A 13,042-nucleotide genomic window follows, 5' to 3' on the forward strand; every position below is an offset into this window, starting at 1 on the left:
TCTCTCCGGATCAGGGATCGAGGGGGTCGCGCGGGTCCACCCGCGCGGACAGGGGCGAGGGACGGAACTCCAGTTCCGTGGGCGAGAGGCGACGACCGACCGTCCCCGGCTGGTAGCCAAGCTCGCGCGCGTTGCGCGTCACGAATTGCGGGCTTTCGATCGCCGCGCTCTGGCCGGAATTGCAGACGATCAGCGCATCCTTTGCCAGCGGCGCGCCCATTGCCATGAGCAGGCGCGTGGCATTGCGCAGATTGGTGGTGGTGTGGCGCGCATAAGGCTCGATGACGATGGCATCGGCGGGAATGCCGTATCGTTCGATGAGGGCGCGGCGCATCTCCTCCGCCTCGGTGAAGCGGGTGGCGCGGGGATGAGCCCGCCCTCCGGAAACGATGAGGAAAGGCACGCCGCCCGCGGCGAAACGCTGCGCCGCGAGGCGAAGATGATATTTGCTGAAGGGGCTGAGCGGCATCCCCTCGACCTCCGGCCCGACGCCGGTGACGATCATCGCGCTGTAGCGGAAACGCGTCCAATCGAGGCTCTTCGCGCGCTTCATCGCGGGAGCGTTGAGGCCGCTTTCGAGAGGCTCGAAGCCGATCGCGTCGGTGCGGTCGCTTCCGTCGAGCAGGGCGAGCGCGAATTCCACGCTGGGATCGAGCGCCTGCACCGAGCCGGCACGTCCGGTCTGCGACAGCCACGCCGCGGCCTGAAGGCGCGCGCCGGTTTCCTGCGGGTCGATGGTCCCCGCGCCGTCGATCTGCGGATAAGGCGGCACCTGGCCGAGGCCATAAGTGCGCAGGATGATGTTGACGCCCGCGATCTCCCGCGCGGCCTGGGCGGCGGGACCATCATCCGCGCCCTTGCCCGGCATGGCGGCGGCGAGGACCTGCGCCTCGCCGTCGGTCCACAGCATCGCCTGCGTCACGCAGCCGAGATCGGCGCCACAGGCCGCGCGCCGGTCCAGCCGGGCGCGCAGCATGGAGGCGACTCCCGGGCGGTCCTGCAGCGCATCCAGCGCCGCAGGATTGCGTCCCAGCGCGTCGAGCGAGGGAAAGAGCCGCTGCGACAGGCTTTCCGTGACCGCGTCCCTTACGGTCTGCGCATGCGCGCAGACCGTCGTCAGGGAAAGGGCCATAGCGAGCAACGGCACCATCAGCGGTGCCCTCCGCACGGGAGCCCTGAACATTACCAGGACTTGCCGATGACGAGGCGGAAGTTGCGCCCGAAGATCGGACGCCCGTAGATCGCCTCGGCGCTGCCCTGGCCGCTCAGCGAGTCGGTGCGGGTATTGCCCTCGGTCAGGCCATGCGCGTTGAACAGATTGTCGCCGACGACCTGCAACTGCCAGCTGCCATGCTTGACCGTCACGCCCGCGCCGACAGTGCCGTAGGCGGGCAGCGCGGTGTTGTTGTAGAGATCGACATAGCGTTTGCCCATGTAGGTGTAGCGGCCATAGATCGAGACGTCTGTGTCGCCGGTGGTGAAGTCGAAGCTCGGGCGGATGTTGCCGTAGATCTTCGGCTGGCGGACGATCTGGTTGCCCTCGGCCTGCTCCGGATCGGCGCCGGTGGCGCTCTCGAAGTTCTTGTACTTGGGGTCGCTGACCGTCAGCGCGGCGTTCAGCGTGAACCAGGGGGTCACGCTCCAGGCGCCGTCGAACTCGATGCCCTTGACCTGCGCTTCGCCGATGAAGGGCACGTTCACGTCGTTGCGGCCCGTGGTCGGATCGAAGGCGAGGAACGAGGCGTTGAGCGGATCGAAGTTGGTGTAGAAGCCGGTCACGTAGAGGTAGGAGCGGCCCATCGACAGCTTCAGGCCCGCCTCGAACTGGTCGGCGACGGTGGTGATGATCGTCGGGTTGATGCTCATCACGCTCTGCACGTTGGGCGGCGTCTCGAGGTGCGAGGCGCGGCCGTAGATCCCCACATGGCGGGAGAAGTCGTAGTTTGCGCCAACGGTCCAGTTGGTGACATTGGGCGAGAGCTTGCGGTTCTGGATCACCCCGGTGAAGGCACGGGTCGTGTCGTCGGCCAGCGTGGTGGCATCGCCGAGATTCGCCTGCTCGGTCAGCGCGGCCCAGCCTTCATAGCGGTAGCGCTCATGGCGGATGCCGCCATCGATGCGCAGGCCGGGCACGATCTCCCAGGTGTCGTTGGCATAGACCGCCACCATCCGGGCATCGCTGTCGCCCTGGTTGAGCGTGGCGGCATAGTTCAGCACGCCCTTGTCGGTGACACGCCCGACCACCTGCCCGGCCGCGTTGTAGCCCACCAGATCCAGCGTGCGGGGCTGGCCCGCCACTTCGATCAGATAGTTCTGGTACAGCGTGCGGCTGTCCTCGCCGTAGAGGCTGCCGTAGACGCCGAGCTTGATGTCATGCGTGCCGATGCCGGTATCGAACTTCCTTGCGACGGAGAGGTTCGCCTGACCGGAGTAGAAGCTCGAGTGAATGTCACGATACTGGCCCTGCATCACCAGGCCGGACGCGGCATAGGGATCATAGACAGTGTTCGTGCCCGCCAGCACATAGCCGAAGCGCACGGCGCCGAACGGCGCGCCGCCGGTGCGGTTCAGATAGCCATTGGCAAAAGCGTTGCCGTCGACGGGATTGGTCGTCGAATAGAAGGCGGTGAAGTCGTTCTTGCCCTGCGTATAGCCGGCGGCCGCCGTGACGAGCCAGCCATCGAAGTCGCCTTCATAATGGGCCCCGACGTTCACCATCTGCATGTGGCGGCCATCGGAGAGGTCGGAGTTGCGGCTCTGGATCGCGCCGTTGCCGTCCCGATATTTGAGATTCACATGCCGGAAGGCGGGCGAGTTCATCGTGCCGGTGAAATAGTCGATATACGGGTCCAGCGACTTGCCGGGGTCCCGCGGGTCCGCTGTCGGGATCGGCAGATAGAAGACATTGTGATCGTTGACGTAATTGAAGTTCAGCTTGATGAACCCGTTGTCCGTCACATGCTTGATGTTGGCGCGGATCTGGCCGCCCTTGTCGTTGGGGAAGCCATTGTCGCGATAGCCTTCATGGTAGCGCATGAACCCGCCGACGGCGTAATAGGTGTTCTCCGCCAGCTTGCCCGCCTGATAGGCGTCGAGGCGGTAGAGGCCGGTATCGCCCAGCGTGACCTGCACCTTGCCGCGTGCTTCCTCGCTGCCGGTCACGGTGATCGCATTGATGATCGCGCCGGAGTAGCTCGCGTAGATCGGTGCCGGGCCGCCGCGCACGACCTCGACATGGCTGGTCATCAGGTCATGCTTGAGGATCGCGTCGCCGCGGAAGAACACGCCGTCATTCTCGTGGAAGAGCGGCAGGCCGTCCTGCTGGAAGCTCACGAAGCCGCCATCATTGGGCAGGCCGCGGATGCGGTAGATATTCTGCACTTCACCGCCGGTGATCTCGGTCTGGAAGCCCGGAAGCTGGCCGATAAGATCCGCGAAGTTGACCGGCGCGATCTTCTCGACATCTTCCCGCGAAATCGTGTTGACCGCATAGGACACGTCGAAGCGGCGCTCGGCGCGGGTCGAGCCGGTGACGATGATGGCATCGCCGGTCGTCTCGTTCGCGTCTTCGGGCGCGGCATCCTGCGCGTAAGCAGGCACAAAGGGAGTGTTGAGCGCGGCAATAGCCACGCCCGCGGCGAGTACTGTCTTGAGCATGAAGACCCCTTATGGATTTCGTGGTCCCCTGGAAGGCGGGGACGGCGGCCCTCTGAACCTTTACTGTGACAGTTTTATGGAGTGCGCTGATAATGAATATGAATGTGTCTGCCGCCGCGCTCTCCCCGGCGGTCCGAGCCACGGGATTCAGGCGCGTGAAATCTCGCGTTTCGGGCTGTAGCGGCGGCAGGTGCCCGGGCATGGACACCGGAGCGCAGATTTTTTTGCCGCGCCGCTGAGGGGGCGGGCATAATCCGGCTCAAGGTTGGTCAGGCGTATCTCTCATGGAGCTGTGGTGGCGCGGGAAGGATCTTTGCAATCGATGCATAGCGCGCTCGTGGAGACCCACAGCCGCGCCCTGCGCCGCTATTTCATGAAACGCGTGCCCATCGGCGAGGTCGACGATCTGGTCCAGGAAGTGCTGCTGAACCTGCAGGGGCGGCAGAAGGATGCGCCGATCGCGAATATCCAGGGCTATATGTTCACGGTCGCGGCGAACGTCCTGGCCCGGCGATACCGCCGGAACAATGCCACTATCCTGTCCGGTGACGAAGCGCCCGAACCGGTGGATCCGATTTCTCCCGAGCGCATTCTTCTGGGGCAGCGCGACCTTGCCTCGGCCCTTGATGTCATCCGCAACCTGCCGGACCGCACGCGACAGATCTTCATCCTGCACCGTTTCGAGGAAATGACATACGCGCGGATCGCCTCGCGCCTGGGCATCTCCGTGAGCGCGGTCGAGAAGCACATCATGCTCGCCTTGCGTGCGCTGAACGCGCGGGCTGGAGACGAAGAATGACGTGGAGGCAGGTTCTTCGAAAGGAAGGCATGGAGCAGCCGGACGATGCCGCCAGCTGGCTGGCCCGCGCCCGCTCCGGAAAGATGACGGAGAGCGAGAGCCTGGATCTGGCCAGCTGGCTGTCCGATGATCGCAACAGGCGGGAATATGAGGCGCTGAACGCGCGACTGCAGGGGCTGGAAGCCCTGCGGTCCCATCCGGACATCCTCGCGATGCGAGAGGAAGCGCGCCGGCCGGCATGGTTCCGGCAGCCGCTCGCCATGGCCGCGGCCTGTGTCACGATCCTTGGCTTGTCGGCGAGCGTCCTGTTCCTGTGGAATGCGCTTCCGGGCAGCAGCCGGGATGCGGGCGTCGTGACGGCCCTCTACGAAACGCCGGACGGAAAAACCTCGACCGTCATGTTGCCGGACGGGAGCCAGATGTTGCTGGACGCCGCCACGACGGTGCGGGCATCCATGCAGGAAGACAGCCGCCGGATCGAGCTGTTGAAGGGAAGAGCGAATTTCGTCGTCGCGCCGGACCGGCAACGTCCTTTCGCCGTGAAGGCAGGCGACAGGACGGTCGTCGCTCTTGGCACTCAGTTCGAAGTCAATCTGGCCGAACACAGCGTGGAAATCGTGCTGATGGAGGGACGCGTCGCGGTGCGCGATGCGGACAGGAGCCGCCCGCATGCCCGTGATCTCGTGATGAAGCCGGGCTATCGGCTGGTCGCGGGTGACGGCAACTGGACGCTTTCGCCCGTCGATCTGCGCAGCCTGTCGCGCTGGAAGGACGGCCTGCTGATTTTCGACGAAGCCCGTGTCGGCGACATCGTGGTGGAAATGAACCGCTATCTGCCGGAGAAGATCGTCATCTCGTCGCCAGCCGTCGCTGACCGGCGGATGAGCGCCGTTCTCAGGGCAGGCGACGTCAACACGTTCCTGTCCGCCATAGACGCGATCGGCATCGCCACATGGAGCCATGCCGCCGACCGGACCTATCGCTTGAGCGAAGCCGACCACAAAAAAATTTGAGGCGCCTGCTGAGGGGAATCCGTCCAGCTGCCTCGAAGACAGAACAAGGCAGAACAAACGGAGGGGATTCCAGTGGCATTTCTTGATTTCAACACGCGCGCCGCGCTCATGGTCGGCGTGGCTGCATGTGCCTGCATCGCGTCCGCCGCGCAGGCCAAGCCGGCCGATTTCGACATTCCGTCGCAGCCGCTCCCGTCCGCGTTGCGGACCTTCGGGTTGCAGAGCGGCACGTCGATCATCTTTTCCGCGTCGACCACGGGCTATGGCGCTTCCAATCCCGTCCGTGGCCGGCTGGAGCCTGAAGAAGCCCTGAGGCGCCTGCTTGGCACGGCGCCGCTGCAGCCGCTTCGGCGCGGTGAAGGCTTCACGATCGTCCGGGTCGAGCCGCGCCCCGCCGCTGCTCAGACCGCCCCCGCCAATACTGCGCCGGCACCCCGGCCGGCCGCTGAAGCGCCTGCCCCGGCCCCTGAAGCGCCGGATGCTGAGAGCGAAGCCATCGTCATCACCGGTTCGCGCATTGCCCGCTCGGGGTTCACGGCACCCACGCCCGTCACGCAGCTCGGCAGCGAACGGCTGGAAGTCACAGCAGCGGCCAGCGTGGGTGAAGCGCTTTCCCAGCTGCCCGCCTTCCGCGCGACGACCTCGCCCACGACCGGCGGCATCACGATCGGTGCCGGTGGCGCGCGCACGGTCGATCTTCGCGGCCTCGGTGCGCAGCGTTCGCTGGTGCTGGTCGATGGCCGCCGCTTTGTGCCGAGCACCGTTGCCGGCGCCGTCGACACCAATCTCATCCCCGGCGTTCTCATCGAGCGCGTGGAACTGGTGACGGGCGGCGCATCGGCCGCTTATGGCTCGGACGCTGTCGCCGGCGTGGTCAACTTCATCCTCAACAAGCGGCTGGAAGGTTTCCGCTTCAATGCACAGGCAGGCATTTCCCAGCGCGGCGAAGACAGCGACCAGCTGATCGCCGCAGCGGCGGGTTCCAGCTTCGCCGATGGCCGCGGCCATGTCGTGGTGGGCGGCGAGTATAACAACAATCGCGGCATGGGCGGTTGCTATGACTATTCGCTGTGCGCGCAGGAGTGGCAGGTGCTCACCAACAGCGGCTTCGCCACGAACGGGCAGCCGGCCCGCATCATCAGTTCCGACGTCCACACCGCAACGCAGACCTATGCAGGCAAGATCAACGGGCCGACGCCGCTTGCCTCGATCCAGTTCGACGATGCCGGCAATCCCGTCCCCTTCGTCCGCGGCGAATATCCCTCGATCTTCATGCGGGGCGGCAGCGGCCACGGGCAGAACCCCTTCCGTTCGGCCGGTCTGCTCAAGGTGCCGGTCGAGCGCTACGCACTCTATGGGCGCACGGAATATGAGATGGGCGCGATCACGCCCTTCCTGGAAGTGTCTTACGGCCGCGTGAGGGTCACCACGCCGGGCGCACAGACCCGGGACACCGCGCTCATCATCCGCAGGGACAATCCCTACCTCCCCCAGTCCATTGTCGACCAGATGACGCAACTCAATGCGCAGACGCTGACATTCGGTCGCGTCGGACAGGATCTTGGCGTGGCCATGGGCGACAACCGGACCAGCACCTTCCGGGCCGTGGCCGGTTTTGACGCCAACCTCGGCAATGGCTGGCGGGCGGATGCTTATTATCAGTTCGGCCAGACGGATACGCGTCAGGTCGTCAGCAACAACCGCATCACGGCCAATTTCAACCGCGCGCTCGACGCCGTGGACGAAGGGCGTTTCCTGACCGGCACAGCCAACGGCAACATCGTGTGCCGTGACACTCTCAGCCCCAATGCGGCCGTGCGCGACGCCGCAGCCGGGTGCCGGCCGCTCAATCTCTTCGGCCAGTATCGCTTCTTGCCCGAGGCGCGCGACTATGCCTTCGGCACGTCCACGCAGACCACCCGGTTCCAGCAGCATGTCGTTGCAGCGAACCTCACCGGCGAACTGTTTGATTTCGGCTCGGGGCCGGTGTCGATCGCGATCGGCGGCGAATATCGCAGCGAGCGGGTGCGCGGGTCGGCCGATGACATCTCGCGGACCAACGGCTTCTATATTTCAAATGCGTCGGACTTCGGGCCGGAAACGGTCAATGTCACGGAAGGCTATGTCGAGACGGTCGTACCGCTGCTGCGCCGCCTGCCCGGCGCGGAGCTCCTTGAGCTGAATGCGGCCATCCGGCGGACGCATTACAACACCAGCGGCGCCGTCACGACGTGGAAAGTGGGCGGCATCTACGAGCCCGTGGCCGGGCTGCGTATTCGCGGCACGCGCTCGCGAGACATTCGCGCGCCCAATGCGGCGGAGCTGTACACACCGCTGGTTGCTGCCCAGGGCTCGGTCTTCGACCTGCAGAATACCGAGCAGGTGCTGGCGCGCGTGTTCCGGGGCGGCAACGACGCTCTCCATCCCGAAATTGCCGACACCTGGACGGCGGGCCTCGTCCTCCAGCCTCGCATGATCCCCGGCCTGCGTTTCTCGGCCGACTATTATGACATCAAGATCCGCGATGCGATCGACCTCGTCGGTGCGCAGGTCATCGCCGATCGCTGCTTCCAGGGCGGCGAATCCTATTGCGCGCTCATCACGCGTGATCCGGCCCGGAACAATATGATCACCGAGGTGGTCGACCAGTATCTCAACGTGAACGAAATCAAGACGCGAGGGATCGACTTCGAGCTCGATTTCTCGCGGCGGTTCGGCGCGGACAATCGCATTGCCATCAATCTGCTTGCCACCCGCGTGTTCGAGCTGGTGCAGGTCGACGCAACCGGTGCCATCAACCGCGCCGGTCAGACCGGACGCCAGGTCAGTGGCCCCCTTGGCGTGCCCGAATACACGCTGGATGGAACGCTCACTTACGAAAAGGGTCCGTTCGGCGTCACCCTGCTGGGCCATTACATCCCCAAGGGCAGCTATGATGCCGGCCTGATTGGCCCCGATGATCCGGACTACAAGACCACCCTGGCAAACAGCATCAACGACAATGTGGTCGAAGACATGCTCACCTTCAATCTGTCGGTCCGCTACACCATCGAGAGACCGGGCGGCGCGACCATGCAGATCTACGCGGCCGTCAATAACCTGTTCGATGTCGATCCGCCGATCGCGCCGGGCAACTCCGTGACCAACCCTGTTTTCTTCGATCAGACCGGGCGCGCCTATCGCGCCGGCGTTCGCGTGAAATTCTAAGAGGAGAGACATGATGAATCTGGAACGTAGGGACTTGCTGATCGGCGCCGCTGGTCTCGGCCTCGCTGCGATGGCGCAGGGCGCTGGCGCGAAGACGGCAAAGCCGGCGGTGAAGGTGATCGATGTTCACACTCATAATTTCACGCCGCGCTGGGTCGAGATGCTGCGCCAGCATCCCGATGCGGACACCCGCCTGATCCCCACCAAGCCCTATGAGAGCATCGAGTATCGCGGTTCGCCGATTGTCCGCCTCGCCCCGGACATGACCGACCTCGATATGCGCATCGCGGCGATGGACAAGGCAGGCGTGGACATCGCCATCATCAGCCTCACCGCCCCCAACGTGTTCTGGAGCACGCGGGAAGTGGCGATCGAGACCGCGCGCACCGTGAACGATGATTTTGCCGCCGCCGAGAAGAAATATCCCGGCCGGATCAAATGGATGGCGTCGCTCCCCTGGCAATATCCCGATGCTGCGATCGAGGAGCTGGCCCGTATCCGCGGGATGGGTGCCGCGGGCCTGTGCCTCGTCACCAACATGTCCGGCATGCTGCCTGACAATGAGCATTTCCACCCCGTCTGGCAGGCCGTTCAGGAGTCCGGCCTGCCCGCCTTCATCCATCCGACCGTGCCCATGGTGGACATCAAGAAATGGGGCGTGGAATCCTTCGGCCTCGCCAATACCGTCGGCTTCACCAGCGATACCACGCTGGTCTTCGCGCGCCTGATCCTCACCGGCTTCATGGACAAGTTCCCGGACCTCAAGCTGATCGCCTGCCATGGCGGGGGCACCCTGCCCTACCTCATCAGCCGCATGGACAAGATGTGGGAGAACACGACCAGCCGCCGGCTCGTCAACAGCCCGCCCAGCAGCTATTTCCGCAAGTTCTGGTATGACGCGATCGTCTACGACCAGGCGACGCTGCGCTTCCTGGTGGAACAGGTGGGCGCCGACAAAGTGCTCTACGGATCCGACTATCCCTTTTCGATCCAGGACATGGTCGGCGTGAAAGCGCGGGTCGGCGCCCTGCCCGCCGATCAGCGGGACAAGATTTACGGCCTCAACGCGCAGGCCTTGTTCAAGATCTGAATGCGTTAGCGAGACGTCTGATCGAACGGGACCGGCCAGGCATCCAACCTGGCCGGTGAAATCAGAAGAAGAAACGGCCGCCGCCCCAATCTCCTGAGATCCGACGATCGCTTGGGGAAATATGAGCTTGATTTCGACAGTCATAAGTCCCTCAAAACGAGATTAAAATCATGATTCTAAAGGAAATATGATAGATATTTACAACCTTTTCGACCAGCCTAGGTATTTTATCTCCCAGTGTAGTAGCAAGATTGATCATGTATGGCGGGAGGAGCTATAGGCCAGATTCCACACGGGAGCGCCCGAACGACCGAGGAAGTTCGTCGAGCGATACAACATAGTGAAGAGAGCGTGAGAGCACTGGCCGGTCGGAACGGGATCAGCCCGACGACGGTGCAGAAGTGGCGCAAGCGGACGCATGTCAGCGATGCGCCCATGGGGCCCCAGGCCATTCATTCCACCGTCCTCACCACCGAGGAAGAGGCCATGGTCGTGGCGTTCCGCCGCCACACGCTGTTGATTGCCTCTATGCACTGCAGCCATCCATCCCGCACCTGACGCCATCGTCGCGGCACCGCTGCCTGAAGCATCACGGCATCAGCCGCTTGCCGGCGCTGGACGGCGAGGCCGCCGAGAAGAAGCGCTTCAAGGCTTATCCGATCGGATACTTCCATATCGACATCGCCCAGGTGCAGACCGCCGAGGGGCGGCTCCACCTGTTCGTCGCGATCGACCGCACCAGCAAGTTCGCCTTCGCGCACCTGGAGGCGAAGGCGACAGTCGCCACCGCGAGCGCTTTCCTGAAAGCCCTCATCGAGCTCGTGCCCTACGAAATCCACACGATCCTCACCGATAACGGCGCCCAGTTCTGCCATGCGCCGCATAATCGTCACGGCCCGACCGCGCGCTACAGCGTCCATATGTTCGATCGCATCTGCCGCGAGCATGGCATCGAGCACCGCCTCACCAAGCCGAACCACCGTTGGACCAACGGCCAGGTCGAGCGGATGAACCGAACCATCAAAGACGCCACCGTAAAGCGATACCATTACGCTAGCCTGAACCGCCCCGGGATTGCCGGAGGCCCGAACTCCTGAGAGGAAGGGTCTACGATGAGCAAGACGACGAACAAGTTTGCACCGGAGGTTCGTGAACGGGCGGTCCGCATGGTGCTGGATCACGAAGGCGACCATCCGTCCCGCTGGGCGGCGATCACATCCATTGCCGAGAAGATTGGCTGTTCGGGGCACACGCTGCTGGAGTGGGTGAAAAAGGCCGAGGTGAACAGCGGCAAGCGAGCCGGCGTGCCCACCGAGGTGGCTGACAAGCTCAAGGCGCTGGAGCGCGAGAACCGCGAGCTGCGCCAGGCCAACGAGATCCTGCGCAAGGCCTCCGCATATTTTGCCCAGGCGGAGCTCGACCGCCCGTTCAAGCGATGATCGCGTTTATCGACGAGCATCGCGGTGATTATGGGGTCGAGCCGATCTGCCGGGTTCTGCCGATCGCCCCATCCACCTACCATGAGCACCTGGCGCAGCGGCGCGATCCCTCGCGGCTATCTCCACGTGCTCAGCGTGATCAGATGTTGAAGCCGGAGGTGGTGCGCGTCTTCACCGAGAACTTCGGCGTCTACGGCGTGCGGAAGGTGTGGCGACAGATGCGGCGCGAAGGCTTCGATATCGCCCGATGCACGGTGGAACGGCTGATGCGCGATCTTGGCTTGCAGGGCGTGATCCGCGGTAAGCCGGTGCGCACGACGATGAGCGACAAGGCCGCGCCTTGCCCGCTCGATCAGGTGAACCGGCAGTTCCATGCGCCGGCACCGAACATGCTGTGGGTCTCGGACTTCACTTACGTCGCGACGTGGTCGGGGTTCGTCTACGTGGCCCTCGTGATCGACGTCTATGCCCGCTATGTCGTGGGCTGGCGGGTGAGCAGGACGGCGCACGCCAGCTTCGTGCTGGATGCCCTCGAGCAGGCGATCCATGATCGGCGTCCTGTCCATCGCGGTGGCCTGATCCACCACAGCGACCGCGGCAGCCAGTACGTCTCGATCAAGTATACCGAGCGCCTTGTCGAAGCCGGGATCGAGCCATCGGTGGGCAGCGTAGGGGACAGCTATGACAACGCTTTGGCCGAGACGATCAACGGCCTTTACAAGGCCGAGGTGATCCACCGGCGAGGTCCGTGGCGATCCTTTGAGGCAGTCGAATACGCCACGCTGGAATGGGTGGACTGGTTCAACAACCGCCGGCTTCTCGCGCCCATCGGCAATATACCACCGGCCGAAGCGGAGAAACGCTACTACGCCATGGTGGACGACACTCCCACGGCCGCATAATTTAAGCCGAATGGCCTCCCACAATCCCGGGGCGGTTCAAAGACGACAAACTGCGACAGCACCTCAAGTTGTTCATCGACGCCTACAACCATGGCCGACGTCTCAAGACGCTCCGCGGCCTCACACCCCTATGAATATGTCGTCCATATCTGGACAGAAGACCCAGCCCGCTTCAAAATCGACCCGTATCGCCATTTCTTAAGATTAATCCTGATATACTTTCATTAACCCAAATAAATTACCACAATTCGTCAAAAATCAATCATATCACCAAACCCCCTGTCATCCTTAGTGATTTTTTGGTATACATAAAATCGGCTTGGGCCGGGACGTAGCTCGTAGTTTTTCATATTGTTTTGAATAAATGAACTGACACGCTTCGTGGGACAATCACGGCCCGCCTCATCGAATATCAAATACCCTCCATCACGGAGAACTTTATCAGACCAATAATAATCATTAAAAACAGCATCAAATCGATGATCACCGTCAATAAAAATTAGATCAAATTTCACACCAGCAGCAGCCAGACTACTTAGACTTCGATCGCTTCTTTCAGGTATGTGACGAAACCATGACGTCAATCCAAAGCGATCAATGGATCGTACGCCTTGCCCCCCGAAATACTCGTGCTGAAATGGGTCGATCGCAAAGTGCAGACCAAAGCCGGACACTGCGTGTGCCGCGGCCATGTGAACAGCGGAAGCACCCTCGCACAGACCGATCTCAATCGTCAGCGCCAGCGCATTCTCGGTGATGAGATCGAACAAGAATCTTCCGTCCGCTAAGCCGATCGCCCATTCAGGATGGACTTCGCCCACACCAGCATCCTGTTCGCGGGTAGTCTCCCCATGGTAGGCGGCCACCAATGAAAAGTAGTGATCCCGATCGATCGCAGTGGTCGTTGGCAGAGCGTTCACCAGTAACTCCTCAAG

General features: G+C 63.0%; 8 protein-coding genes, 2 pseudogenes and 1 other annotated feature. Of the genes and pseudogenes, 7 read left to right on the plus strand and 3 right to left on the minus strand.

What is annotated here, in order from left to right:
* Positions 1–10: 10 nt before the first annotated feature.
* Both SLG_RS14240 and SLG_RS14245 read right to left on the minus strand, forming a co-directional pair.
* Positions 11–1,183: a YdcF family protein gene (locus tag SLG_RS14240; RefSeq protein WP_014077195.1), complete on the minus strand. Its 1,173-nt coding sequence runs from the start codon at positions 1,181–1,183 to the stop codon at positions 11–13.
* Entirely contained in the window at positions 1,183–3,657 is a 2,475-nt protein-coding gene (locus SLG_RS14245; protein ID WP_014077196.1) for a TonB-dependent receptor, read from the minus strand. Before SLG_RS14245 ends, SLG_RS14240 begins: the two co-directional genes overlap by 1 nt.
* Before the next feature lie 322 nt (positions 3,658–3,979).
* On the opposite strand from SLG_RS14245, the gene SLG_RS14250 reads away from it, so the two are divergent.
* The 7 genes and pseudogenes from SLG_RS14250 to SLG_RS21475 all read left to right on the plus strand — a co-directional run.
* Positions 3,980–4,456 (plus strand): RNA polymerase sigma factor, encoded by a 477-nt coding sequence (locus SLG_RS14250; protein ID WP_014077197.1) that lies wholly within the window; start codon positions 3,980–3,982, stop codon positions 4,454–4,456.
* The gene (locus SLG_RS14255; RefSeq protein ID WP_083853408.1) at positions 4,453–5,469 is read left to right on the plus strand and encodes a FecR family protein; all 1,017 of its coding nucleotides are present in this window, start codon (positions 4,453–4,455) and stop codon (positions 5,467–5,469) included. The genes SLG_RS14250 and SLG_RS14255 overlap by 4 nt, the downstream gene beginning before the upstream one ends.
* Before the next feature lie 72 nt (positions 5,470–5,541).
* Complete coding sequence (locus SLG_RS14260; RefSeq protein WP_014077199.1) at positions 5,542–8,676, plus strand: TonB-dependent receptor domain-containing protein; 3,135 nt, start codon at positions 5,542–5,544, stop codon at positions 8,674–8,676.
* 13 nt (positions 8,677–8,689) lie between these two features.
* Positions 8,690–9,766 (plus strand): amidohydrolase family protein, encoded by a 1,077-nt coding sequence (locus SLG_RS14265; protein WP_014077200.1) that lies wholly within the window; start codon positions 8,690–8,692, stop codon positions 9,764–9,766.
* A 276-nt stretch (positions 9,767–10,042) separates the two neighbouring features.
* Positions 10,043–10,818 (plus strand): annotated as a pseudogene (locus SLG_RS22240) (DDE-type integrase/transposase/recombinase); the annotation flags it as partial.
* A 60-nt stretch (positions 10,819–10,878) separates the two neighbouring features.
* A protein-coding gene (locus tag SLG_RS14280; protein WP_148276566.1) for an IS3 family transposase occupies positions 10,879–12,107 on the plus strand; the annotation gives its coding sequence in 2 pieces (ribosomal slippage) (positions 10,879–11,167 and positions 11,167–12,107; 1,230 coding nt in all).
* Positions 11,160–11,276: a sequence feature (AL1L pseudoknot), on the plus strand. (Overlaps the previous gene by 117 nt.)
* Positions 12,108–12,154: 47 nt before the next feature.
* Positions 12,155–12,335, plus strand: a pseudogene (locus tag SLG_RS21475) (hypothetical protein); the annotation flags it as partial.
* Between the two features lie 23 nt (positions 12,336–12,358).
* On the opposite strand, the gene SLG_RS21025 reads toward SLG_RS21475, so the two are convergent.
* Positions 12,359–13,027, minus strand: coding sequence for a class I SAM-dependent methyltransferase (locus SLG_RS21025; RefSeq protein ID WP_014077203.1), 669 nt, complete (start codon positions 13,025–13,027; stop codon positions 12,359–12,361).
* Between the last annotated feature and the right edge of the window lie 15 nt (positions 13,028–13,042).

This window comes from Sphingobium sp. SYK-6, assembly GCF_000283515.1.
Lineage (GTDB): Bacteria > Pseudomonadota > Alphaproteobacteria > Sphingomonadales > Sphingomonadaceae > Sphingobium > Sphingobium lignivorans.

What these genes read in the sequence shown, in the direction of transcription:
- SLG_RS14265 (WP_014077200.1), top strand. Translation starts at nt 8,690, where the DNA reads ATGAATCTGGAACGTAGGGACTTGCTGATCGGCGCCGCTGGTCTCGGC.
- SLG_RS14240 (WP_014077195.1), bottom strand. Translation starts at nt 1,183, where the DNA reads ATGTTCAGGGCTCCCGTGCGGAGGGCACCGCTGATGGTGCCGTTGCTC.
- SLG_RS14250 (WP_014077197.1), top strand. Translation starts at nt 3,980, where the DNA reads ATGCATAGCGCGCTCGTGGAGACCCACAGCCGCGCCCTGCGCCGCTAT.
- SLG_RS14255 (WP_083853408.1), top strand. Translation starts at nt 4,453, where the DNA reads ATGACGTGGAGGCAGGTTCTTCGAAAGGAAGGCATGGAGCAGCCGGAC.
- SLG_RS14245 (WP_014077196.1), bottom strand. Translation starts at nt 3,657, where the DNA reads ATGCTCAAGACAGTACTCGCCGCGGGCGTGGCTATTGCCGCGCTCAAC.